At 45.7% G+C, this 24,847-nt stretch carries 18 protein-coding genes; 15 read left to right on the top strand and 3 right to left on the bottom strand.

Annotation, left to right across the window (positions count from 1 at the left end):
• The first annotated feature begins 74 nt into the window (after positions 1–74).
• Positions 75–776, top strand: a complete 702-nt coding sequence (locus tag HNQ56_RS10490) for a response regulator transcription factor (RefSeq protein ID WP_429145439.1) — start codon at positions 75–77, stop codon at positions 774–776.
• Positions 766–1,881 carry a sensor histidine kinase gene (locus HNQ56_RS10485; protein WP_429145437.1) on the top strand — a complete coding sequence of 372 codons (1,116 nt, stop codon included), beginning with the start codon at positions 766–768 and terminating at the stop codon, positions 1,879–1,881. Before HNQ56_RS10490 ends, HNQ56_RS10485 begins: the two co-directional genes overlap by 11 nt.
• Here the strand turns inward: HNQ56_RS10485 and HNQ56_RS10480 are convergent.
• Complete coding sequence (locus tag HNQ56_RS10480; RefSeq protein ID WP_429145435.1) at positions 1,876–2,802, bottom strand: AP2/ERF family transcription factor; 927 nt, start codon at positions 2,800–2,802, stop codon at positions 1,876–1,878. The two genes, HNQ56_RS10485 and HNQ56_RS10480, sit on opposite strands and share 6 nt — an antisense overlap.
• Positions 2,803–3,247: 445 nt before the next feature.
• Here HNQ56_RS10480 and HNQ56_RS10475 point away from each other — a divergent pair, with 445 nt between their 5' ends.
• From HNQ56_RS10475 to rpsI, 5 genes are all read left to right on the top strand, one after another.
• The gene (locus tag HNQ56_RS10475; RefSeq protein WP_429145432.1) at positions 3,248–4,285 is read left to right on the top strand and encodes a cell wall hydrolase; all 1,038 of its coding nucleotides are present in this window, start codon (positions 3,248–3,250) and stop codon (positions 4,283–4,285) included.
• Positions 4,286–4,366: 81 nt separating this feature from the next.
• On the top strand, positions 4,367–5,872 hold the full coding sequence (thrC, locus tag HNQ56_RS10470; RefSeq protein WP_429145429.1) for a threonine synthase: 1,506 nt from the start codon (positions 4,367–4,369) through the stop codon (positions 5,870–5,872).
• Between the two features lie 444 nt (positions 5,873–6,316).
• The gene (locus tag HNQ56_RS10465) at positions 6,317–9,040 is read left to right on the top strand and encodes a hypothetical protein (protein WP_429145426.1); all 2,724 of its coding nucleotides are present in this window, start codon (positions 6,317–6,319) and stop codon (positions 9,038–9,040) included.
• A 614-nt stretch (positions 9,041–9,654) separates the two neighbouring features.
• Complete coding sequence (gene rplM, locus HNQ56_RS10460) at positions 9,655–10,089, top strand: 50S ribosomal protein L13 (RefSeq protein WP_429145425.1); 435 nt, start codon at positions 9,655–9,657, stop codon at positions 10,087–10,089.
• Between the two features lie 27 nt (positions 10,090–10,116).
• Positions 10,117–10,509, top strand: coding sequence for a 30S ribosomal protein S9 (gene rpsI, locus HNQ56_RS10455; RefSeq protein WP_429145422.1), 393 nt, complete (start codon positions 10,117–10,119; stop codon positions 10,507–10,509).
• Between the two features lie 101 nt (positions 10,510–10,610).
• Here the strand turns inward: rpsI and HNQ56_RS10450 are convergent, their stop codons facing one another.
• Together HNQ56_RS10450 and ymfI are read right to left on the bottom strand one after the other, a co-directional pair.
• Positions 10,611–12,080 (bottom strand): methyl-accepting chemotaxis protein, encoded by a 1,470-nt coding sequence (locus HNQ56_RS10450; protein WP_429145419.1) that lies wholly within the window; start codon positions 12,078–12,080, stop codon positions 10,611–10,613.
• Between the two features lie 23 nt (positions 12,081–12,103).
• Positions 12,104–12,835, bottom strand: a complete 732-nt coding sequence (ymfI, locus tag HNQ56_RS10445) for an elongation factor P 5-aminopentanone reductase (protein WP_429145417.1) — start codon at positions 12,833–12,835, stop codon at positions 12,104–12,106.
• 434 nt (positions 12,836–13,269) lie between these two features.
• Between ymfI and HNQ56_RS10440 the strand changes: the two genes are divergently transcribed.
• The 8 genes from HNQ56_RS10440 (at position 13,270) to HNQ56_RS10405 (ending at position 24,840) form a co-directional block, all read left to right on the top strand.
• Positions 13,270–14,127: a cell wall hydrolase gene (locus tag HNQ56_RS10440; protein WP_429145414.1), complete on the top strand. Its 858-nt coding sequence runs from the start codon at positions 13,270–13,272 to the stop codon at positions 14,125–14,127.
• A gap of 132 nt (positions 14,128–14,259) precedes the next feature.
• A complete protein-coding gene (locus HNQ56_RS10435) occupies positions 14,260–15,183 on the top strand; it encodes a hypothetical protein (RefSeq protein WP_429145412.1) in 924 nt (307 codons plus the stop codon).
• Positions 15,184–15,241: 58 nt separating this feature from the next.
• On the top strand, positions 15,242–16,126 hold the full coding sequence (locus HNQ56_RS10430; RefSeq protein WP_429145409.1) for a YitT family protein: 885 nt from the start codon (positions 15,242–15,244) through the stop codon (positions 16,124–16,126).
• 207 nt (positions 16,127–16,333) lie between these two features.
• Positions 16,334–17,449 carry an ABC transporter ATP-binding protein gene (locus HNQ56_RS10425; protein ID WP_429145406.1) on the top strand — a complete coding sequence of 372 codons (1,116 nt, stop codon included), beginning with the start codon at positions 16,334–16,336 and terminating at the stop codon, positions 17,447–17,449.
• A 629-nt stretch (positions 17,450–18,078) separates the two neighbouring features.
• Complete coding sequence (locus HNQ56_RS10420; protein WP_429145404.1) at positions 18,079–19,764, top strand: glycosyl hydrolase; 1,686 nt, start codon at positions 18,079–18,081, stop codon at positions 19,762–19,764.
• A gap of 63 nt (positions 19,765–19,827) precedes the next feature.
• The gene (locus HNQ56_RS10415; protein ID WP_429145401.1) at positions 19,828–22,887 is read left to right on the top strand and encodes an extracellular solute-binding protein; all 3,060 of its coding nucleotides are present in this window, start codon (positions 19,828–19,830) and stop codon (positions 22,885–22,887) included.
• Entirely contained in the window at positions 22,877–23,935 is a 1,059-nt protein-coding gene (locus tag HNQ56_RS10410) for a carbohydrate ABC transporter permease (protein WP_429145398.1), read from the top strand. Before HNQ56_RS10415 ends, HNQ56_RS10410 begins: the two co-directional genes overlap by 11 nt.
• Entirely contained in the window at positions 23,935–24,840 is a 906-nt protein-coding gene (locus HNQ56_RS10405; RefSeq protein ID WP_429145395.1) for a carbohydrate ABC transporter permease, read from the top strand. The genes HNQ56_RS10410 and HNQ56_RS10405 overlap by 1 nt, the downstream gene beginning before the upstream one ends.
• Positions 24,841–24,847: the final 7 nt, after the last annotated feature.

The raw sequence follows: 24,847 nt of genomic DNA, 5'->3' as shown, positions 1-24,847 counted from the left end.
TATTGAGACCGCATAAACTGGTTTGTTTGCAAATATTGTAAAAAAATAGATATTGGAGAATGAGGAGATTAATAATGGAACAGATCGGGATTTTAGTAGTGGATGATGATAAGGATATCGCGGATCTGGTGGAAATTCACCTGGTCAGTGAGGGCTATCAGGTTTATAAGGCCAATAGTGCCAGAGCAGGGCTGCAGCTTCTGGAGGCAGAGGATATTAAGCTGGTGATCCTGGATATCATGATGCCTGGAATGGACGGGCTCACTATGTGCAAGAAGATCCGTGAGACCAGCACGGTGCCGATTATCATGCTGAGCGCCCGCTCCGCCGATTTGGATAAGATCATCGGACTTGGGACCGGCGCGGATGACTATGTGATCAAGCCCTTTAATCCTCTGGAGCTTACGGCAAGAGTAAAATCCCAGCTCAGAAGGTATACAAAATTTAATCCGAATTCCCATGATGAGAAGCAGGATAAGGAGATTGTCCTGGATCACCTGACAATAAATAAAGAGAATCATAAGGTCACGGCATACGGCAAAGATGTAAAATTGACACCCATTGAATTCGAAATATTACACCTGTTAGCCAGTAACGTGGGCCGGGTATTTTCCACCGACGATATCTTTGAGCGTGTTTGGAACGAGAAGATGTATGAAGCAAATAACACGGTAATGGTTCATATCCGCAGAATCCGGGAGAAGATAGAGATGGATTCCAGGGACGCACAGATCATTAAGACGGTATGGGGAGTAGGGTACAAGATTGAAGAATAAATACAAAAGTATCAGACTGGATAACAGCATATTTAAAAGCTTTCGTTTTGAGATTGTCCTATATAGTATTCTGAGTCTGCTGTACATGCTGCTGACCATTGGGATACTTTATATCGGTGCCTATATACTGCTGCGAAAAAGCATCCAGGAGCTCTCAGGAGCCTCGGCGGCGCTTGTAATGATTATAACAGCGGCAGTGGGAATTGTGCTGTTCATCTTTTATTTTCTGCTGCTTACAAAGAAATTCATAAACTATATTACGGAAATGATAGATGGAATTAATCAGATATCCCGGGGGAATTTCGGAAACCGGATAGAAATCAACAATGAGGACGAATTTGCCCTGCTGGCGGAGAAGCTGAATCAGATGGCTGATAATATCAAAGAGATAATGGAAAATGAGCGGCGGAGTGAATATGCCAAGAATGAGCTGATCACCAGTGTTGCCCATGATCTTCGTACGCCCCTCACCTCCATTATCGGATACCTGGATCTGGTATCCTCCAAGGAACTGTCGGAGGACACCCAGATGAAATACATCGGCATCGCCTACAGCAAGTCGAAGCGTCTGGAAAAGCTCATCGAGGATTTGTTCACTTATACAAAGTTCAATTTTGGCGAGGTTAAAGCGGAATTTACCGAGGTGGACATGGTAAAGCTGCTCAACCAGCTGGTGGATGAATTCTATCCCAGCTTTTCAGAGTATAATCTGGAATACGAATTCCGGACCATGACGGGCGCTGCCGTAATCATGGCGGACGGATATCTTCTGTCCAGGGCGTTTGCCAACCTGATCAGCAATGCCATTAAGTACGGCCGTGAGGGAAGAAAGATCATAATACAGCTCATAAAGATGGAAACCGATGTAACAATAAAGGTAACCAATTTTGGAGACATCATCCCTCCGGAGGATCTGAAGCGCATCTTCCAACGCTTCTACCGGATTGAATCCTCGCGCTCCAGTGAAACAGGGGGAAGCGGTCTCGGTCTTGCCATTGCCCAGAGTATAATCGGGATGCATGGAGGTACCATCGAGGCTCAGAGTGATATGGAAGGAACGGTATTTACTGTCGTCCTGCCCAGCCAATTGCAAGTGACTTTATGAACCGCCGTAACCGATCTTGCTGTGGGGCTGTCCTTTACCCAGCCCCTCCGCATAATGAATCAATTTCTTGGAGATCCGAAGCTTTTGATAAACAGAGGCATAAGTAATAGCATCCATCCCCTCTATAAAATTCTGAGGAAAGTTCTTTTTCATTCCCTTATTTCTTAATAAGAGAGCCGCCTTATTATAAGCGATGGCCGCCTCTTCCACGCTCTGATACCGCCCAATCAAATAATCTCCGTTAATATGTATTTTGGCAAGATAGCAGGGCATCCCCTTAAAAGAAATCTGCGTTACTCCGCGATAAGGATTAATTACTTCTATATTATAATAACTATAATCCGTATTGTCTCCGTTAGCAAAGACATAATCCTTTCCGGGAACGGCATAGTTCTTAATGCCGTACCGGGACAGGATATTCACCTGCATCCCATAATCCGATACAAAGAGATGCCCTCCCCGTCTCATGATCTTATGATGGGCATAATAAAAAAGATCCTCGGCATCAAACCGCAGGCAGGTATTCTGATCCAGATAATAAAGGAAATACCTTTTCTTAAGATAAATCGGGTTCTTAAAGTAAATGCCGTTATCCCGGAAATTAATCAAAACCACCCATTTATGAAAGGAAAGAGCGCAGTCATCAGGATAGTCTCCGATTGCCGGACCGCCTGCATCCCTAAAACAGATTGGGCTGTCCGTGCCGGTTCCGGGGACTGCAGTGTCTGTGCCGCTGAAGCAGGGTGCTCCGGAAGCCTCCTCTCTCAGATTCAGTGCCGCCTGTGCCTCCCGGTAAGCCCGCCCGGCCTCCGCTTCAGTGGCATAGCTCCCCAGACTGATGTGCTTGCCCAGATAAGTAATACTTGCCCGATAATATACCTTCCCGGCCTTTGTGCAGGCCAGATAGACTCCAGGTAACATAAACTCACCGCCTTTTAACCAATATAGCAGAAATGGAATATTGGTGCAAGGATCCTATTTCCAATAATAAGTGCTGAAACGACAAAAAATATATTAACAATTTATTACGGTCCATTTGTGTAGAATGACCCATTTGGAACCTCAAAAACGTACTAAAGCAGTAGAATATGTATAAACATTTGAAAAAGCAGTAAAAAAATTTAATATATCGTTAATAAAATGTTAAATTTAGCTTGTGCAAAATAAATGAAAATATTGCGGCTGGAATGGAATAATATTGTTGCATTTTTCCTATACTGGTAAATAGAGGGGTTCTGTGATCGTGGTTTATAACGAAATTGAAGTTGCGTTATTGACACAAAATCATCAGTTGCCTATAATGCTGATATCATTACCAAACGTTCCATTAAATGGAAACAATTATCAGTGAAAAGAGGAAAAGTTTATGTCATTAATAAATTTGTTTCTTCAAAAGAGAAAAATGCATGAAAGCCAATATGGTTTTGTAATGGTTTTCATTGCATATGCATTATCCGTAATGATGCTGTTTGTAGGCTCCGATGTATTTTACAATATTAATTCGGCAGCGGCAGGGATAAGCACAACAGATGAAGAGACAGCAACGAAGAAGAAGGAGGACCAGCCCGTTCCGGAACCTGCAAAGATTACGGCAAGAGTCCTTCAGTCAAAGGAATTATATCCTTATGCCATGGCAGAACTATCTGGAATGGGCCTTGGAAGGATGGGACAGGAACAACAGCTTACCGGCGATTTATACCCGGAAGAATTTATCCCCGCCATGGGATCTGTCAGCAGTATAGTTGCACTGCCAAAGACCGATCAGAATGAGATCTACAGCTTATCTGCGGATTTATCAGGAGAGAGAAATGAAACAGCGGAGGATGCCGGGAGCGCCGCGGTAAGTGAAACAGCAGCGATAACCGAAACAGCAGAGGCCGCCGGAAAAACAGGAACGAACGAAAAAGCAGAAACGAACGAAAAAGCAGAAACGAACGAAAAAGCAGGGAAGGCCGGGAAAGAGGCAAAAAAAGACACAGCGGCGAAAGAGGCAAAGAGTGAATATGTCTATGATATAACCGAAAAAGAAATTGGTATGCTGCAGCGGATTGTTCAGGCGGAAGCCGGGGGCGAGGATGCCATAGGCAAGATATTGATCGTGAACGTAATCATGAACCGAATTGCCGATAAGAACTTTCCGGATACTGTGGAGGATGTAATATTCCAAAACAAGGACGGCGAGTATCAGTTCTCCCCCATCGAGAATAAGAGCTACTGGTCCGTGAAGGTGTCGGATAAAACAAAGAAGGCAGTAGTGCGCGCACTGAAGGGTGAGGATCATTCTGAGGGCGCCCTGTATTTCATGGCGAGAAAGATTACCTCATCGCGTAACTCCAAGTGGTTTGACAAGAATCTGGTATGGCTGTTCAAACATGGCGGCCACGAGTTCTACAAGGAAAAGTAAAACAGAGAAAAAGCGTATTGTGTCTGCTGGAACACCATGTTATAATACTTGAAACTTCAAGTAAAGGGGATCAAAACAAATATGAACCTAATGTACAGGAGCACAAGAGATTCAAGCAGAAGGGTAACCGCATCCCAGGCTGTGTTACAGGGATTGGCCCCGGACGGAGGCTTATTCGTTCCGGAGACGGTCCCGGTTTTTCAAAAAACAGTAAAAGAGCTGTCCGAGTTGGATTACCGTGAGACGGCTTATGAGGTAATGAGACTGTTTTTGACTGATTATACCGAAGAGGAGCTGAAGGATTGTATCGCCAGTGCCTATGACGCCAAATTCGATACACCGGAGATCGCCCCTTTACGGAAGGCGGGCGAAGCATGCTTTGATAAAGTATGGTATCTGGAGCTGTTTCACGGAGCTACGATTGCGTTTAAGGATATGGCTTTATCCATCCTGCCTCATCTGCTGACCAAGGCGGCCAGAAAAAATAAGGTAGAGGAGGAGATTGTCATATTGACCGCTACCTCCGGAGATACAGGAAAGGCGGCATTGTCCGGTTTTGCCGATGTGGCGGGAACCAGAATCATCGTGTTCTACCCCAAGGATGGTGTCAGCCCCGTCCAGGAGAAGCAGATGGTGACCCAAAAGGGAGAGAATACCCATGTCATCGGAATTCGCGGCAATTTTGACGACGCCCAGACAGGCGTTAAGAATATATTCAGTGACAAGGATCTGGCTGCCCGTCTGAAGGCCGGAGGATATCAGTTCTCCTCCGCCAATTCCATCAATATCGGCAGACTGGTGCCCCAGATTGTATACTATGTCTATTCTTATATTTCTTTATATAAGAGAGGAGAGCTGGCTGAGGGAGAGAAGATTAATTTTGTCGTCCCCACCGGCAATTTTGGCAACATCCTTGCTGCGTATTATGCGAAGTCTATGGGACTCCCCATTGACAAGCTGATCTGTGCGTCCAATGAGAATAAGGTGTTATATGATTTCTTTAAAACCGGCTGCTACGACAGGAACCGGGAGTTCATATTAACAGAATCACCTTCCATGGACATTCTGGTATCCAGCAATCTGGAGCGTCTTATTTATCACATTGCCGACGGAGATTCAGACAGAACAGCGGAGCTGATGAAGGCGTTGTCTGCAAGGGGCGCTTATGATATTACGCCGCAGATGAAGGCCAATCTGGCCGGCTTTTTCGGCGGATGGGCTTCCGGGGCAGAGACCAGGGAAGCAATTGCCAAGGCATATAAAGAGCATGGTTATGTTATAGACACCCATACCGCGGTTGCCGCCGGCGTATACGATAAGTATGCGGCAGAAACAGGGGATACCACGAAGACGGTAATTGTGTCCACTGCCAGCCCGTACAAATTCGGCTCCAGTGTTCTGGAAGCCCTTGGCCTCCCGGAGATCCCGAAGGATGATTATGAGCAGGCGCTGCTGCTGGCCGAAGTATCGAAGACGGAGATTCCGAAGGCGGTAGAGGAGCTGCGCATGGCCCCGGTACGGCATACCAAGATATGTGATACGGAAGAAATGCAGGAAATGGTGAAAGAAATTTTGAAAATAATCTAATTATGACAAAGGCGTGACATAGATTTGACATAAACTAAGTGCATATTATAAACATAGTCAAGGCAACAGTAGCGAAACCGCAGAATTGAACCCGGGCGAAGATGAAGTCACATCCTAATTCTACATCGGCGCAGGGGGGAGAGGGAAGCGGTGAATGCTATGAGGCGGGCAATATCCCCGCAAGCATTTTGACTAAGATATAGTCTGTCCGGCGCAGGGAATTACAGCGATTTCGGATGAAACGGCTGGTAAAAAATCCAAATTAACTTGGATAAAAAGACTTGACCTTTTTTTCCTTTATTGTTATAATCATCTTGTTGTTGGAAGATTATATTAGGCGTTACCTTTTCTATATTTTGCGGGGTTTACAAACTTTGTGAAGGTAGTGAGAGGGAAGCGCAGGATATAATACCAAACCATATATTTTAAGGAGGAAGTAAGAATATGAAGAAGAATTTCTTTAAGAAGTTATCCTTCATCCTGGCATTGGCGATGATCGTTACCGCTCTCGCTCCTGCCGCCGGCGCATTCGCAGCTGCGAAGCCGAAGCTGAACTCTACATCAAAGACATTGTTCCTTGATCAGGGCAGCAAGGGTGAGTATGACTTCAACATTAGCGGAAAGAAATCCGGTTGGAAGTACAACTGGACCTCAGCTAACGAGAAGGTAGTAAGCGTTAACCCTAAGAACGGCGAAGTAGTAGCCGAGGGCGCTGGTAAGACTAAAGTTACTGTTGTGATCTCCGATAAGAAGGGCGAAGAGCTTTATAAGCTGTCTGCTGAAGTTCTTGTAAGAGATAACATCAAAGAGTTAAAGATCAGCAATGCTGACAAGGCTGAGAAGTTAGCAGTTGGCGAAGCATTTGACTTTAACAGAAGCTATGTAACATATGCCGGTCTGACCAAGGGTTCCCAGGCTATTACCAGATGGACCGTAACTGATGCAGAAGGCAAGGAAACCGATAAGGCAACGATCGTTCATGACAGCGGTGTATTCGTAGCAAAAGAAGCTGGCGAGTATATAGTTACTGCAAGAGCGTTCCAGTCCAAGGCTAAGTACAACCTTTGGCTGTCTGACAAAGAGAAGTATGCTGAGTATGTAACCTCCAACGAGGCTACACATAAGGTTGTTGTTGGTGTTTCTTTGAAGGAAGTTAAGCAGACCACACTGAATAAGTTCACATTGGAATTTGACAGCAAAATTGCACAGGAAGTTGTGGACAATTTCAGAGATGGTGTAGACAAGAGAGAGAAGAACTTAAAGATAAGGTATGAGCTTGGCGGAACAGAGATCAACACAGACATCCCTGTTAAGGAACTGAAGCTTGATGATACAGGTAAACTTGTTACTGTAGAGATGTACACACCTTTCATTGAGAAGACTCCTTACAATGTTTATGTTGAGGGTATGGGTAAAGGTTCCTTTATATCGGCTACTACGGATTACAAGGATGTTACCGGTATTGAGATCACCACAACCACAGCGGATCAGTTTAAAGAGACCCCTGTTAATTATAACCTTACGAATGCCAATGGTGTAATCCTTTCCTCCGGTAATGATGAGAGAGCGAATATCTTAAAGGCAAGAGTTGATCTTGAGAAGATCAGCAATGATGATGTATCCTTTGACGGAACGTCCCTTTATATGTATGAGCTGAACAAGACTACAACCATTAAGGCTACCTATCATGCAACATATGAGTATGATAAAGACGGTAGGGAAACTGGAGTTTTGACTGATGACCAGGTTATTACTTGTGTCGATCCTACTGCAGCACAGCTTGGTACAGTGAGCGCTTATACCGTGTTGAATAGTAATACGTCGTCAGCATCAGATCTTAAGTTTGACAGCCCTGTAAAGAATGTGTTTAAAGGTGCTGAAAATAAGAGACTGTTTGTACAGTTAACAGGTACTGACGAGAACAAGAAGGAAAAGAAGATCAACAATCTGGAAGATACCGGTTACAATTGGGAAATGAAATCATCCAATGATGATATTCTTTATGTAGGTAATGATGGTGCTTTATGGCCTGCAAGAGAAGGTGCCGTATCGGTAGTTGTTTCCGTTGATGGTAAGGTTGTAGGCGCATGTGCGGTTACTGTTACAGGACAGGAAAGAGCTGCAAGAATTGAATTGGATAAGAATAACCTGCCGTTATATGGTTGGTTCGAGAACAGTGGCAGTGTTAAGGTAACTGTCAGAAATCAGAGTGGTGACAAATACGGTCTTGCTCATGAAGTTACGGTTGAGCCTGCAAGCAGCGATGAAATTGCTGGAGGATTGCTTAACGGTGGTAGCGCATATAGGACCAATCAGAATGAGAGTGATGTTCCGTTCGCTGCAAATAATAGTTTGACAGAGGGTCTTGATGTTAGAGGCGGCGGTACATTCTCCTATAAGGTAACAGTAACGGATTATGCTAATAAGGATGCGAAGATCTATACTTATTTCACAGTAACAGTAGAAAAGCCGAAGGATAAAAATGTAGCATATTATAAGATCGAAGCTACAGCAAATTCCTACGATGTAAAATCTAAGTTAGGAAAGAATAGCGATGGTTCCGAGAAGCCTTTTGCAGGCGCAACTGCTACTCTTCAATTATATGGATACAATTCTGCTAATAAGAAGGTATCTAATCCTGATATTACTACCGAGTTGAATACCTCTACTGATATTGAAGTTAGAAGAGGTTCTGATGTTGCATTAGCAGTATCTGGCTCCAGCGTAGCATTAACCAGCTTTGACTATCCTGTTGTAAGCGGCACAACGCTTAAGGTAGTAAAACCGTTTGTAAAACCGCTTGAAAATGGCACTTATGTTGTTAAGTCTGGTGTGAAGATAGGTGGTAAGGAAATTCGGACTACCACATTTACAGTTAAGAACACACAGGATAAGGTTGCAATGTCAATCGAGAAGAGATTTACTAATCTGGAGATCGGACTTGCAGCGTTAAAGGATTGCTTCAAGTTTAAGATTGATGGCAATGAGATTGATATTACTAATGCTGATTTCCATGCAACACCTGACTTCCAGCATATGTATGGTTCGACCTATCAAGTTAAGCCTCTGACTATTTATGAGTATGTAGGAATGGATGGAGCAGATAGGGTTTATGTTAAGCATGTTATTGACATGAGAGATACTGTAATTCAGAGTTCTATGAAATAATCAGTGAATTAATAGTATTACCAATGTCATAAATTAAGGAGCTTTTGTGAAATAGTCGAAAGGCTATGGAGCGAAAGCTCCTTTTTTTCACTGCGCAAATAGTGGGATTTCTGTTTCCTGCTCTATTTCTGCTAAATGATAGATATCCTGATTACATATAAGGAAGAAGTGAATAAAGGAGCGAAAATGGAATACGGATGACGAAGAGATTCGGGAGTCCCTTTATGAGGAGTATAGGATACTTTAGGTTAAATACTGAATATGAAAAGACGAGATCAAAGAAAGATTGGTGGAAACCACCAAAATAAATTTGAAGCTTTATACACATATCATATTTACAGCTTTATACATATATGGTAACACGGCAATGTGCAGTGTAATGGGGGAATGTTGGAAGGGGGATCTTGCGAATGTAAGATCCTCCTTCGCGTATGATAGAATACCAAAATCCTGCAATAAATATTGGAAAAATGCTTGACACACCCGGTAACATGTAATATAATAATGAATTGTGACGTGAGAATACTTGAGCCAAAGCCCCGGTAATAGTATTGCGATCGTGAATCGTAAAAGCTTGAGAATAAGAGAACACATTTTCATAAGGAGGTAAACCAATGAAAAGTTTTATGGCTAGTCCGGCAACAATTGAAAGAAAATGGTATGTAGTTGATGCTACTGGACATACATTAGGCCGGCTCTCTTCCGAGATCGCGGCAATACTAAGAGGCAAGAATAAGCCTACCTTCACCCCTCATATCGATACAGGTGATTATGTAATTGTTGTAAATGCTGATAAGATTAAGGTTACCGGCAAGAAGCTGGACCAGAAGATTTACTATAACCACTCCGATTATCCGGGTGGTATGAGAGAGACTACCTTAAACCAGATGATGGCGAAGGATTCCTCTGAAGTAATCAGACTTGCAGTAAAAGGTATGCTCCCCAAAGGACCCCTGGGAAGAGCGATGATTAAAAAATTGCATATATTCTCCGGTGCGGAACATACCCATGCCGCCCAGAAGCCGGAAGCAATAGAGATTAAGTATTAATCAAGAGGTTGAAAGGAGGAAATAACATTGGCTAAAGCAAAATATTATGGAACCGGAAGAAGAAAGAGCAGCATTGCCAGAGTCTACCTTGTAGCTGGAACAGGCAAGGTTATCATTAATAAAAGAGAGATGGACAACTACTTCGGTTTAGATACGTTAAAGTTAATCGTTCGTCAGCCTCTTGCACTTACTGAGACAGAAGATAAGTTCGATGTTTTAGTAAACGTTAGAGGAGGCGGTTTTACAGGTCAGGCCGGTGCAATCAGACACGGCATCTCCAGAGCATTATTACAGGCAGATGCAGATTACCGTCCCGCACTCAAGAAAGCAGGCTTCTTAACAAGAGATCCCAGAATGAAGGAAAGAAAGAAGTACGGCTTAAAGGCAGCTCGTAGAGCTCCCCAGTTCTCCAAGAGATAATATTAGAATATATAAAATACAAAATAGCGCCTTGCATAGAGCAGAGGCGCTATTTTTGACTTCAACCATTGACGTAATGTTTAAGCGGGCGTGGAAAGAGATCATTGAAAGAGCTGCACTCCCATGGCTGTTTGATGATCCACCTCTTGCCCGATCTTTTCCAGGAGCGAGAAAATCTTCTTGGAATATAATTCGGCATTTTTGAAGTGCTTCAAAGCATCGTCTGTATGAGAATTACGGATTGCTTCCAGCACCTTATCGCCGCAATCATGAAAATTACTATGTACTTCTTCTATCGCATTCCAATCCTCCTGTATAGAGGGATGCTCCACGCTGATGGAATGATAAAAATGGCCGAAGGCGCATTTGGTGCTGTTTGTCTGAAGAGGATAGATGATACCGTCATTGACGATGGACTGTAAGGTAGCCAGCCATTTTCCGTGAGCCTGTTTTGCATTGACAATATGAAGCATTAGTTCTTCGTTGGTCAGGTTGCTCATCCCGCCCTTCAAGGTAGAGAAGAGGTCTTTGGTTATATCCGAAAGAGCATCGTCCATATCGGTGATATTTTGTGCCAGGGAAGCGCATTGTTCCGAGTCGTCGGAAATGACACGGGTCATCTGGCTCAGCCTTTCTGCATCACTGCTGGAGGCATCCATGGCGGTATTAATCTCATTGGTGGAAATCTTGACCTCTGCCATGGTGGTGTTAACCTCTCGAACATTATCTATGGTTCGGTTGAAGAGCAGCATGTTATTTTGCATCGTAGAATAAATGTCGTCAATCTTACCGCTCATTTCCGAGGTGGATTCTATGGTGTTGATCATACTCTCCCGCCCGTTCTCCGCGGCTGTCTGGATATCGGACATAACCGTGCTCATATTCTCCAGACTTTTCTTTGTGGTATCAGCAAGCTTCCGGATCTCCGAGGCAACGACAGCGAAGCCCTTTCCGTTTTCTCCTGCCTTGGCAGCCTCGATGGAAGCGTTGAGGGATAGGAGGTTGGTCTGCTCTGCGATAGAGCCGATGCTGCTTACAATTTCATTTACCTTATTGGTCATCTCCAGCAATTCCTCGATACGACTGTTCATAATGGAGGAATTGTTCATTACATTTTCCTTTAGGGTATTGACCTGTGCGATTTTTTGAAGGCTGGAATTATTGCTTTCAATCAGTTCTTCCGAAGCGACAGCCAGCTTTTCCAGAGTTTCAGAAGAATTATTCACCGCTTCCGCCACAACGCTCATACTTGCAGTGGTCTCCTCTACGATTGCCAGATTGGACTCGCTCAAGCCGGCGATCTCTTCGGAAAAGGATTTTAGATCATGGGCAATGTGGGACATATGGACGTCGAAATCACTCATCTTTGTTGCAAGGCCCAGAAGCTGTTTTGCAGATTGGGAAAGCTGCGCCTCATTGTTGAAAAAATGATTAAACAGATCATATACGGATTGATGCAGATCAAAAGAAATCTCCGGCGGAGTGCTTTTCTTGCCTTCCATTCTATCCTGCACATATTTGACGATGCAGCGTGCTTCATTACAATCGCCTTTCTCTTTTCGTAAAAGCATAGTATCCTCCTAGTGTAAAATTTTTAAATCCATCCCCCGTCCAGCCCGATAATTTGTCCTGTCAGGTATTCGTTCTTATATGCCAGGTGGTAGACCAGATCTGCCACCTCCTCGGCACGGCCCAACCGGCCGGTGGGAATTTCTTCAATGAGATCCATTAATTCTATATCACCAAGAAAATGGTTCATCTCCGTATCAATTGCTCCGCATGCAACCGCATTAACCTGTATATTGCTGGGGGCCAGCTCCTTGGCAAGGGCTTTGGTAAAGGCATTCATCCCGCCCTTGGAGGCGGAATAAGCTACCTCACAGGAAGCTCCGACACTGCCCCAGACAGAAGAAACATTAATGATCTTGCCATACCGGTTTCTGACCATATCTGGAACGGCCAGGGAGCAGCAGTGGTAAACCGAGGTCAGATTGGTTGTAATCACCCGGTTCCAGTCCTCCGGGGACATATCCGTCAATAAGCCGATATAAGAGATACCGGCATTATTGACAAGAACATCAATATTTGTATAGAGTTTTTTAATCTGGCGGAATAATTCCCTGGCATCCTCGTAATTCCCCATATCCCCGAGAAAAGCGTGGCAGGAGACCTGGTAGCCTTCTATTTCACTTTTGGCTTTCAGCAGGGCGTCTTCATTGTGGGCACAGTTAATAACCACATTATAGCCCTTCTTGGCAAATTTCACAGCGATGGCCTTACCGATCCCCCTGGAGGAGCCGGTAACCAGTACGGTTTTTCTTTTCATACATAACCTCCTCATAAACTGTGTGCTGCCTGCGGATGCAGCGTTATAAGCTCTATGGGATATCATGAACAAAACCGTGTTCATGATCTTCGCTCCGTTCACATGTCCGCAAGCAACCCTGCAGCATGTTCACTATGTTATATTATAGCATAAACTGGACAAAATATAAAATATAGTTTATTTTTATTATTAGCCCTAACTTTTTTGACCGCCTTTATTCTGTGATAAACCCAGTGTTTATCAGGCTTTTATCAAGATTATAGCTTGCCTTTATCCGGAAGTAATCCATTTTTTACATGTGGAGTTGCAAATAATGCTTGAACTTTGGCATTTTTGTGTTATAATTATTACATAGATATTAACTAAGTGTTAAAAAGATTAAGAGCTTGTCTTAAATAAGTAATAATTATATTGTTATTATAAGGAGTACCGACATGAGATTTAGGAAGTTGGCAGTGTGTATGTTAATCGGAATGATAGCCTTTTGTTTTACAGGAGCGAGTGCATATGCAGCAGAAGGCACAACCGAGAGTCAGAACCAGGAAGAAGTAACAGCAGCTGTGGCAAATCAGGAAGAAGCAGGATCAGCAGATCAGGAAACAGACCCGGCAAAGCAGAATGCAGCCGTTCTTTCCGCAGTTGAAGAAGGGGTTTCTATTGATACAGAAACACTGGCGGCAGATCAGAATGAAGAAGAGGCCGTGATAGAAGATGCAGAAGATGCAGAAAGCCCCGAAGATACGGCGGATATGGAAACTGCAGAAGCTGCTGAAAATACAGAAGATATTGAAGCTGAAGATACAGCTGATATTGAAGATGAAGATACAGAAGATGCAGAGGCTTCTCAGAATACCGAGAAGGAAGACACTGCTAAGACTACGGTTAAGAAAGCGGAAGCAAAGTATTCAGAAGCTGATTTGAGACTGCTGTCCGCATTAATCTTTTGTGAAGCACAGGGTGAAAGCTATAATGGAAAGCTTGCGGTTGCCATAGTAGTTATGAACCGTACAAGATCCAGATTGTATCCCGATACGGTAAAGGGAGTTATTTACCAGAAGCACCAGTTCAGTCCGGCCAGCAGCGGGAAATTAAAGAGGGCGCTGGCGGAGTATGATGCCGGCAGATTTACCTCGACAGCAGAGAAAGAGTGCATTAAGGCGGCAAAAGCTGCGCTAAGCGGTGTCACCGAGATTAAAGTTAACGGTAAGGCGAAGGACTTCAGCAACTATCTCTATTTTAGCGGAACTCTGAAGGGATATACCTTCAAGCTTGGTCATCACAAATTTAAGTAAAAGAAGCTTTTAATGAAAGAACACACCGGTTGGGCCTTTGGATTTATGAAGGACTTGACCGGTGTTTTTGTTGATAATCTTTTCTGAACATGGTAAAATAATTGAAGATAAGGGAACGAGGTGAGGATTATAATGAGGGGACAAAAAGGGATAGGAAGTATGTTTGCCTGGGGATTTTTGAAATCCTTTTTTATTGTGGTTCTTTTGTTTGGAGCAGGGGCTGCGGGATATCTGTCTGCAATGAAATTCTGGAAGGTAGAGGAGCCTGTTCCGGTAACTATTCCGGTAACCTCGGAAAGGCTGCAGGAAACAGCCGCGGAATTGGAAGCCGTGCCTACACCCATTACCATGGCAAGCATTGACGATGTATCGAAGAATCTGATTTTCTGTTACGATTCGAAATCCAATACAATCAGCAGGCTGGTGCTGGAGGTGTTTCATTGTGAGAAGAAGCAGCTGACCTATCTGACGATTCCCATGAACACCCGCCTCACCATGTCAGATCAGAGATACCGGCAGCTGACGGGGTATCAGCCCTCCATTCCCCAGAGCATCAGTCTGTCTGCCATGACGGGATATCTGGAGACACCGGTGCTATTTGACTGTGTTGTGCTCCTGGTAGAGGAGCTGCTGAAGCTTCCGGTGAGCTGCTATACCGTGCTGCCGGAGCAGCTGTATCAAACGGCTTTTGAGGAGAAGGAGCTTCAGCCGGGGACAACGGCAGGAGCGCTGCTGGCAGGAACGGAAGAGGACCTTGATCCATCCGGGGCGGAACCTGTGAAGCTGGAGGTATTCACCCGGGACTATCTGGAACTTCTGGGTGCTTTGGAAGGGGAAGATAAGATAGAAGCGTACATCACAGAGATATACGAACAGCTAAGCTCGAATATATCGGTTTTTGAAAAAATGAATTATCTGGAGAGCTATTCCAAAACACCCTTAAAAGAGGTTGCTTTTACAAGAATTCCGGGGGAAGAGAAAAATGGAGGGTTCTACATGGAGAAAAACGAAGCGATTCGCCAGTTAAATGATTTGGATGCATATCTCAGACAATGAGTATACGTTGCCGGCAACGTAGGAATAATAACCAATATAATACCAGTGAGGTAGATGGATGAAGAAAACAGTGATGAAAAACAGACATATTCAGATATTGAGAAAGTACATTATAATTTTGCTGGGAGCATTCCTGATGGGAGTGGGAGTCAACCTGGTCTATGAGCCCATGGGACTCGTAACGGGAGGGGTCTCCGGCCTTGCCATCGTGGTAAAGCATTGGACCGGTGGATTATTAGACGGCGGAGTTCCTGTCTGGCTTTTTAATGTGCTGTGTAATGTACCCCTCTTTTTATTGGCCATGAAGGCAAAAGGGGTGAGATTTCTGTTCTCCTCTCTGTTCGGGATGTTGGCTTTCACCCTGTCTCTCATGGTGGTTCCGGTCCACGGGTTCTTGCTGGAAGACTACCTTCTGGCTTCTATTTTCGGAGGAGTGATCAGCGGAGCGGGAATCGGGCTGGTATTCTCGGTCCAGTCTTCCACCGGCGGAACCGATCTTCTGGCAACGCTGCTGCATTTTCGCAGCCGGCACATATCGGTGCCCCGTATGCTGATACTGATTGACGGTATTATCATTCTCCTTGGTGCAATTGTATTCGGTCTCGGCAACGCGCTGTATGCGGTGATTGCCGTCTTCATAACCGGCAAGGTATCCGACGGAATACTGGAGGGGTTGAAATTCGCAAAAATGGCATATATTATTTCGGACCGCTACTCGGAGATCGCCAATGCGGTCATGCATCAGATGGACAGGGGGATCACCGGGATCAATGCAACCGGAATGTATTCCAACCGGGATAAGAAGATGCTTTTCTGCGTTGTCTCCCAGAAAGAAATTGTTAGAATCGTTGAAATTTCTAAGAAGATAGACCCTAACTCCTTTATCATAGTAAGCGATGTCAGGGAGGTTATGGGGGAAGGTTTTATTGAATATAGACAGTAAAGTAAAGAAATGCAAAGTCTATTACCGTTAAATCTACCTTTTTTAATCATTGGTATACAAATTATACAAAAGGCAAAATCCTATTTTGTTAAATTGGGATATGGCTTAAAAGCATGAAATAGTGTATCATTAAACCATAATAAGTTGTACAAGAGCATACTTTATTAACAACAAAAAGGAATTGTAGAGAATGTAGGAGGATATAAAATGGCAAGTTTATCATTAAAGAACATAACCAAGCAGTATCCCAACGGAGTTATCGCTGTAAAGGATTTTAATCTTGAAATCGCTGACAGAGAGTTCATTATCTTCGTAGGGCCTTCCGGCTGTGGTAAGTCAACCACGCTTCGTATGATCGCTGGATTAGAGGAGATCTCCCAGGGTGAATTATGGATTGGCGATAAGTTAATGAACGATGTAGAGCCGAAGGATAGAGATATTGCGATGGTTTTCCAGAACTATGCGCTGTATCCCCATATGTCAGTTTATGATAATATGGCATTTGGTCTGAAGCTGAGAAAGGTTCCGAAGGATCAGATTGATAAGTTTGTACATGAAGCAGCTAAAATTCTTGATATCGAGCATTTGTTAGACCGTAAGCCGAAGGCTCTTTCCGGTGGTCAGAGACAGCGTGTTGCCATGGGTCGTGCGATTGTTCGTAATCCTAAGGTATTCCTTATGGATGAGCCCTTATCCAACCTGGATGCCAAGCTGAGAGTACAGATGCGTATCGAGATTTCCAAATTACACCAGAGACTGCAGACAACCATTATCTATGTAACGCACGATCAGACAGAGGCTATGACCCTTGGTACCAGAATCGTTGTTATGAAGGACGGTCTGGTTCAGCAGGTAGATACACCTCAGAACTTATATGACAGACCGAAGAACTTATTTGTTGCCGGTTTCATGGGCTCACCTCAGATGAACTTTATCGAGGCAACCGTTCAGAAGAAGGGCTCCGATGTATTTGTTGAATTCGGAAAGAATAGCCTGAAGCTTCCTGAGAGCAAGGCTAAGAAGGTTATCGACGGCGGTTATGAGGGCAAGACCATTGTGGCTGGTATTCGTCCCGAGGATATTCATGATGAAGAGATGTTCATCAACAATTCCCCGGATAGCGTAATCGAGGCAACTGTTAAGGTATACGAGCTGCTGGGTGCCGAAGTATTCTTATACTTCTCCGTAGACGATACTCTGGATATTACCGCACGTGTAAATCCTCGTACAACTGCAAGACCGGATGACACCCTGAAGATTGCATTTGATATGTCCAAGATCCATATCTTTGATAAAGAGACAGAAGAGGTTGTTACCAACTAGTCTAATGCATGGATAAGAAATAATAACAGAGGCTGTTTTAAAACTGTTTTCAGTTTTAAAACAGCCTTTTTTGATGATGTTATGTCAATAAATAGGGCGTGATTCTCTGAATCTCGCTCTATTACTGTATTTGGACTAACCTATGGAAAACGCTGTCATATGTATTTTGGCAGGTTTTTGAGAAGTTTTGATAAGCGGATAGGGAATGCTTTGAAGTTTGAAGATAAAATGCTTTATCTTGCTTGATATAATGGTGCAAAATTATTGAGAGATATTCCTGGGACATGAGCGATGAGCTTGAGACTGTAAAAACATATGAATAAAAGGGGATGTGTATAAAGTATTCAAATAATAGCATTAATTGTATGGAATTATGTATAATATAAATAATAAAATAATATATTACAAAAAGAGATAAAAAATAACTCTATTTTGTGTCCAAAAATAACTGAAAAAATTTAAATATTCCTAGTGACCATTTGACATTATTGTGATATAATATGATGCATAATCATATATAAATGCAAAATGAATGATGCAGTATATTGCAAAATCAATGCATTTGATAGCTGCTGTGCAATGCTGCCAGCTAAAAATAATGAGAAGCGATGAAGAGCGGTGGAGGAATCATGAAGAAGATAAGATATCTGATATTGGCAGCAGTACTGTGGAGTGTTGCTGTCGGATGCATATCTTGCCGGCAAGACGGGCAGAAAAATGAAATATCTGAAGCGGATGCTCTGCATACAGAGGGAGGGGCTATGGACAAGGATATCTCACAGACGGAAGGGGATGTCTCTGACGAGGGAGAGAGCATCGGGAAGGAGAATACCCCGGAAGAAGTCTCTTCACAGGGTGCTGCACGAATTTGGGAGAAAGCACCCCTGTATTTGGAGGGAGAGCAGGAAGTGGTCTGCACAGTCGAGGCGGAAGATGGAGTCTTTACCGGTAATGTGACCTCCAGAGAAGCGGCTTCTGACAGCAGCGGGACCGGTTATGCGGAGGGATTTCACAAAAGCGGGGATACCTGTACCCTTGCGGTACAGATTGGAACAGAGGGATTTTATGATTTGGTCTTTCTTACCGCCAGTGCCGGCGGATATAAAGAGAATTATATCTATGCCGATGATGAGAAGCTGGGAGTAATCGCAACGGACAGCAAGGACTTCAAAGCGTCAGTGCTGGAGCGTGTGTACCTCACGGAGGGAGAACATAAGATCAAAGTAGAAAGCTATTGGGGGTATATCATGCTGGACAGATTAGAAATACATACGGCAAAGGAATTGAATCCGCAGCGCTACCAGGTATCGCCGGTTCTGGTCAATGCCAATGCCACGGACAATACAAAGAGGCTCATGAGCTATCTTTGTGATATCTATGATGAATATTTCCTTTCCGGGCAGTATTGCAGCACGGGACAGTACGGTAAGGAATTCGCAGTCGTGAAGAAGACAACCGACAGGACCCCGGCGGTATTGGGGCTTGACTTTATAGAGTACACACCCTCACGGGTGGAGCGCGGCAGTTCTGGTAATCAGACGAAGCTGGCAATTGATTTCTGGAAGAGCGGAGGTATCGTGACCTTTTGCTGGCATTGGAATGCGCCGGCAAAATATTTGACAGGGGAATGGTACCGGGGATTTTATACCGATGCCACCAATATCAATCTGAAGAAGATCATGGACGGCAAAGACCCGGAAGGCTATGACCTTCTGATGAAGGACATTGATGCCATTGCCCGGGAGCTGCTGGTGCTGCAAGAAGCCGGAGTCCCCATTTTGTGGAGGCCGCTTCATGAAGCAAGCGGAGGCTGGTTCTGGTGGGGAGCATCGGGAGCGGAGGCATTTAAGAAGCTTTATCTCTTATTATATGAAAGGCTCACTGTAGAATATGGGCTGAATAATCTGATCTGGGTGTGGAACGGACAGGATGGGGAGTGGTATCCCGGCGATGATTATGTGGACATCATCGGGGAGGATATCTACCCCGGCGAACGGGTCTATACCTCCCAGGCGGCCCGCTATATTAAGGCCCAGAGCTATACGGAGGCCAAGAAGCTGGTCTATCTCACGGAGAATGGCTGTGTATTTGACCCGGATCTGGCGCTTCGGGATCGAGTGATGTGGGGAATGTGGTGTACCTGGAGCGGGGAATTTGTAGCCAAGGATATCGGCATCTTCACTATAAGCGAGCAATATACCGAGGAAGAGATGCTGAAGAAGGCGTATCGGCATGAGAAGGTCCTGACTCTGGAGGAACTGCCGGATCTCACATCCTACCCGATTAACGGAAGATTGGTTGAGGACCTGAAGTAAAATAGAGGAACGGTATCGGGGGAAATACATTCTCGCGCAAATGATTTGAAAGGGGTATGGCAAATGAACATCAAGAGCTACTTTAGGCGGATGACGGCAGGGGTGCTGATTCTGTCGGCAATCTCATACCTGGGCGTTCCGACACACTTAAATCTTACGGCATCTCCGGACAGGCGGGCGGCGCAGGCGGCAAGTGACAAGACGCGGGAGGATTTTGAAGAGGCATTGAATACCTATTCCATCGATGCTTCGGTGCCAAATTATAATTCCTACATAGAAAGCCATACGGGAAGCTATCCGCAGACGGAGATTGAGATTGCGGCCGCGGACTACAGCAGGTATCAGGAAAGGGAAGCGGAAGCCGTTCCTGTGATTTATACGGATTATCAGGGAAGGAAAGGAGACAGCCTGCTGACTTCTGAGGATGCCCTGGTGGAGTTTGATGTAAAAGTGAAGCAGAGCGGTTTCTATTATCTGTCTCTGGAGTACTATCCCATAGAGGGTAAGAGCTCGGATATACAGAGAAGCATTTTTATCGACGGAGAGCTGCCCTATAAGGAATTGTCCTTAGTGGAATTCAGCCGGCTTTGGACGACGGAGGTCAGCGAATCCCATGTGGATGATAATGGTGTTACCGTAATGAACTGGCAGAAGGATAATCAGGGAAATGATCTCAAGCCGGGCGGGCTGGAGGTTCCGGATTGGATCAGGGACTACTGCTATGACAGCAATGGCTATATCACGGCGCCCCTGGCAATCTATCTCACAGAGGGGGAGCATACCATATCCATATTATCCTTAAGGGAGCCCATGCTGATCCATAAATTAACCCTGGGATATATGGAAGAGGTCCGGGATTACAAGACTCAGAAAGCTCTGTGGGACCAGGAAGGCGCTGCGGAGACCAAAGATCGGTTTATCCGTATCGAGGCGGAGAACGCAAAGGTGACCTCCTCTCAGATGCTGTATCCCCGGCAGGACCAGTCCTCGCCTGCGGTATATCCCTCCAGTCCTAAGCTGCTGCTGAATAATACCATCGGAGATGAGTCCTGGCGGGATGCGGGGCAGTGGATCGAATGGGAATTTGAGGTGGAGGAAGCCGGGTATTACAATATATCCATGTATGCAAAGCAAAGCTATCTCCGGGGGATCAAGGTATCGCGCAGAATTATGATCGACGGTAAGGTTCCCTTTCAGGAAATGGAGGCATATGGCTTTGGCTACAGCTCTTCCTGGAAGGATGTGGTGCTTTCCGACGAGAAGGGGAATGCCTACCAGTTCTACCTGAAGCCGGGCCGCCATACCATTCGCATGGAAGTGGTGCTGGGTGAATTTGCAAGTATCATAGGAGAGGTCAAGGAAGCGGTGGGAAAGCTGAATGCCATTTACCGCAAGGTGATCCGCATCATCGGAGTAAAGCCGGATAAATATCGGGATTACCAGATTGAAGCGACCCTGCCCGGACTGGAGGCGGAGCTGATCGATGTACGGGATCAGATTGCCGATGCCATTATCGAACTGCGTGCCCTTGCCGGATCCGGTTCGGAGAAGGAGGCGGTGCTTCGTACCATGAGAGACCAGCTGACCTACTTAATTAAGGACCAGGAGGACTTTGTAAAGGTAATCACTGCTTATAAGATCAATGTACGCGCCTGCGGCAACTGGCTCACCCAGGTGGTGGTTCAGCCCCTTGCGCTGGATCGGATTAATATCTATTCCGCAGACAAAAGGGCGGAATACCGGCAGGATTCCTTTTTTTCCAAATGCGCATATGAAATCAAGCGGTTATTCTATTCCTTTCTTATAAACTATAACATGATCGGCAACATATCGGAGAAGGACGACGAAAGTGTAACATTAACCCTGTGGATCGGAACCGGACGGGATCAGGCCAATGTGATCAAATCTCTCATCGATGATAATTTCACCGGAGAGGAAGGAATTAATGTCAATGTCCAGCTGGTGGATATGGGCACCCTGCTGAAGGCGGAGATGGCGGGAGAAGGCCCGGATGTGGCGATCCAGGTGGGGCCGACCCAGGTTGCTTCCACCCAGGTGGCAGCTAATCTGATCAGCGCGGCCAATGATACCCCGGTGAATTACGGAATCCGTAATGCGGTGCTGGATCTGACCCAATTTCCGGATTATCAGGAGGTTGCGGGACGTTTCTCCGAAAGCGCCCTGGTGCCCTTTACCTTCCGGGACAGCGTCTATGCGCTGCCGGATACCCAGACCTTTCTTATGATGTTCTATCGAAAGGACATCTTATCCGAGATCGGAATGGAGGTTCCTAGAACCTGGGACGAGGTGAAGGTGGCCATGACGGTGCTTGCCAAGAACCAGATGGAATTCGGCATGTATCCGGGAGAGCAGATCTTTGCCATGCTGCTGTACCAGATGGGCGGCGATTATTATAATGCGGACGGAACCGCCTCCGCTCTTAATTCCGAGGTGGCGGTCAACGCCTTCAAGAAATACTGTGAGTTTTACACGGATTATAAGCTGGATAAGGAAACCAGCGCGGAGGAACGCTTCCGTACCGGGGAATGTCCTCTTATTATCGCGGACTATACGGTCTATAATAACCTGCAGGTGTCCGCCCCTGACATTGAAGGACTCTGGGAATTTACCACGGTTCCCGGAATCATGCAGGAGGATGGGACCCTTAATCATACCACCGGAACCATCGGCCTGGCGGATATCATTATGGCGGGTACCAAGCATCCTCAGGAGAGCTGGACCTTCCTGAAGTGGTGGACCTCCGCGGAGACACAGGTACTATACGGGCGGGAGATGGAGAGCCTCATGGGCTCCAGTGCCAGAGTGGCAACGGCGAATCTGGAAGCGCTGGCGAGGCTGGCCTGGCCGGTAGAGGATTATAGGGCGCTGACGGCGCAATTTGAGCAGCTCAAGGGCATCCGGCAGGTACCGGGCGGTTACTATTCCTGGCGTAATGTCAACAATGCTTTTTATACCGTGGTTACGGATACGGATACCTCAACGCCCAGGGAGGAGCTGATGGAGAAGGTAATCTATATTAACGCGGAGATTGAATACAAGCTGGCTGAGCTGGGATTGACCGGGACGGACGGAGCAAGGAAGCAGGACGGCGATGGGAAGTAAGAATGATATGCCGGGGCATGGCAAGGCGGGGCACCGGCAGAATGGAGATATTAACATGGGAGATCGTAAGAATACTGAAAGTGGAGTGGGGAGCATGAATAAGGCTTGTGTTCAAGAGATCGGATCGGAGGAGGTTCTGGAGCTGGCCAGACGTCAGGGAACGCTCCGCTATCGCATGGGGAAAAGCCGGGTTTCCTATCTGATGCTGGCGCCGTATTTTATCCTGTTCTTCTTTTTCACGGTGCTGCCGGTGGCAATGTCCATGGGGCTCAGCTTTACCAATTTCAATATGCTGGAGCTGCCCACCTTTGTAGGCTGGAAAAACTATACCAAGCTGCTGCTGGAAGATGATATTTTCATGATATCCTTGAAGAACACGCTGCTGTTTGCCGTAATCACCGGGCCTGCCAGCTATCTTCTGTGTCTGCTGTTCGCATGGATTATCAATGAATTCCGCGGAAAGCTAAGGGCATTTCTGACGCTGGTATTCTATGCGCCCAGCATCTGCGGCAACGCCTATGTGGTATGGAATCTGATTCTTACAGGTGACCGCTACGGCTATCTTAACGGCATTTTACTCCGCTATGAGATCATTAATGAGGCGATTGTATGGATGAAGACGGCAAAGTGGATTATGCCCTTTCTGATCATCGTCCAGCTCTGGCTGAGCCTTGGCACGGGCTTTCTGGCCTTTATTGCCGGCCTTCAGACGGTGGACAAAAGTCTGTATGAAGCGGCGGCCCTGGACGGAGTAAAGAATCGCTGGCAGGAATTGTGGTTTGTCACTCTGCCGGCTATGAAGCCCCAGCTTATGTTCGGTGCCGTGATGCAGATTACCCAGTCCTTTGCCGTGGCGGATATATCCATTAACCTGGCGGGAAATCCTTCTGTGAATTATTCGGGTGCCACCGTGGTAACCCATCTTCTGGATTACGGTTCTACCAGATTTGAGATGGGCTACGCATCGGCCATTGCAACCATACTGTTCCTGCTGATGGTAGGCACAAATAAGTTTGTGCAAAAACTCTTGAGGAGGGTCGGGGAATAATGAAGAACCAGATTGTTACTTATTCGAAGACAGGGTGGAACCCCTTCCGGCGCAGGCCGAGGGAGAAGCAGCTGAACCGGTCCAAGGCGGGAAATGGACTGCTCTTTACCCTGATGCTGTTCTGCGGTGTCTTTATGGCGCTCCCCATCATTATGATAGTGAATAATGCCTTAAAGCCCCTGGATGAGCTGTTTCAATATCCTCCCAAGATCTTTGTGAAAAATCCGGTGCTGGAGAATTTCTCGGATTTGTTTGTGCTGATGAATGATTCCTGGATTCCCTTTTCCCGGTATATCATTAATACCATCATCATTACGGGAGGAGGGATGGCCGGGCATGTGTTGGTGGCATCCCTGGCGGCCTATCCTCTGGCGAAGCATAAGTTTCCCGGTAAGGATCTGTTATTCCGTCTGGTGGTACTGTCCATGATGTTCTCCTGGACGGTAACTCAGATACCCCAGTATATGATTGTATCCTGGCTGGGAATTAACAATACATACTTCTCACTGATTCTTCCTGCCTGGTCCTTTGGCATGGGGCTTTATCTGATGAAGCAGTTCATGGAGCAGCTTCCGGATTCCTTAATGGAATCCGCCAAAATTGACGGCGCCAGCGAATTTCTGATCTTCGGCCGGATTGTAATGCCCAATGTAAAGCCTGCCTGGCTGACCCTGGCTATCTTCCAGTTCCAGCAGATGTGGGCCAATACGGGAGGAACCTTCCTGCGGGATGAGGAATTGAAGCCTCTGCAGTTTGCATTGCAGCAGATTACCCAGGGCGGTGCGGCCAGAGCCGGAGCGGGTGCGGCGGTAACCTTTATTATTGCGGCAGTGCCGATTACATTTTTCCTGATCTGCCAGAGCAACATTATGGAGACCATGACTACTTCGGGTATGAAAGAATGAGGGGAGC

This window comes from Anaerotaenia torta (assembly GCF_050433395.1).
Classification (GTDB): Bacteria; Bacillota; Clostridia; order Lachnospirales; family Lachnospiraceae; genus Mobilitalea; species Mobilitalea torta.
This window is presented reverse-complemented; position numbering and strand designations above follow the sequence as displayed.

What these genes read in the sequence shown, in the direction of transcription:
- HNQ56_RS10440 (WP_429145414.1), top strand. Translation starts at nt 13,270, where the DNA reads ATGAGATTTAGGAAGTTGGCAGTGTGTATGTTAATCGGAATGATAGCC.
- HNQ56_RS10405 (WP_429145395.1), top strand. Translation starts at nt 23,935, where the DNA reads ATGAAGAACCAGATTGTTACTTATTCGAAGACAGGGTGGAACCCCTTC.
- HNQ56_RS10430 (WP_429145409.1), top strand. Translation starts at nt 15,242, where the DNA reads ATGAAGAAAACAGTGATGAAAAACAGACATATTCAGATATTGAGAAAG.
- rplM (WP_429145425.1), top strand. Translation starts at nt 9,655, where the DNA reads ATGAAAAGTTTTATGGCTAGTCCGGCAACAATTGAAAGAAAATGGTAT.
- HNQ56_RS10410 (WP_429145398.1), top strand. Translation starts at nt 22,877, where the DNA reads ATGGGAAGTAAGAATGATATGCCGGGGCATGGCAAGGCGGGGCACCGG.
- ymfI (WP_429145417.1), bottom strand. Translation starts at nt 12,835, where the DNA reads ATGAAAAGAAAAACCGTACTGGTTACCGGCTCCTCCAGGGGGATCGGT.
- HNQ56_RS10450 (WP_429145419.1), bottom strand. Translation starts at nt 12,080, where the DNA reads ATGCTTTTACGAAAAGAGAAAGGCGATTGTAATGAAGCACGCTGCATC.
- HNQ56_RS10425 (WP_429145406.1), top strand. Translation starts at nt 16,334, where the DNA reads ATGGCAAGTTTATCATTAAAGAACATAACCAAGCAGTATCCCAACGGA.
- thrC (WP_429145429.1), top strand. Translation starts at nt 4,367, where the DNA reads ATGAACCTAATGTACAGGAGCACAAGAGATTCAAGCAGAAGGGTAACC.
- HNQ56_RS10480 (WP_429145435.1), bottom strand. Translation starts at nt 2,802, where the DNA reads ATGTTACCTGGAGTCTATCTGGCCTGCACAAAGGCCGGGAAGGTATAT.
- HNQ56_RS10420 (WP_429145404.1), top strand. Translation starts at nt 18,079, where the DNA reads ATGAAGAAGATAAGATATCTGATATTGGCAGCAGTACTGTGGAGTGTT.
- HNQ56_RS10435 (WP_429145412.1), top strand. Translation starts at nt 14,260, where the DNA reads ATGAGGGGACAAAAAGGGATAGGAAGTATGTTTGCCTGGGGATTTTTG.
- HNQ56_RS10475 (WP_429145432.1), top strand. Translation starts at nt 3,248, where the DNA reads ATGTCATTAATAAATTTGTTTCTTCAAAAGAGAAAAATGCATGAAAGC.
- HNQ56_RS10465 (WP_429145426.1), top strand. Translation starts at nt 6,317, where the DNA reads ATGAAGAAGAATTTCTTTAAGAAGTTATCCTTCATCCTGGCATTGGCG.
- HNQ56_RS10415 (WP_429145401.1), top strand. Translation starts at nt 19,828, where the DNA reads ATGAACATCAAGAGCTACTTTAGGCGGATGACGGCAGGGGTGCTGATT.
- HNQ56_RS10490 (WP_429145439.1), top strand. Translation starts at nt 75, where the DNA reads ATGGAACAGATCGGGATTTTAGTAGTGGATGATGATAAGGATATCGCG.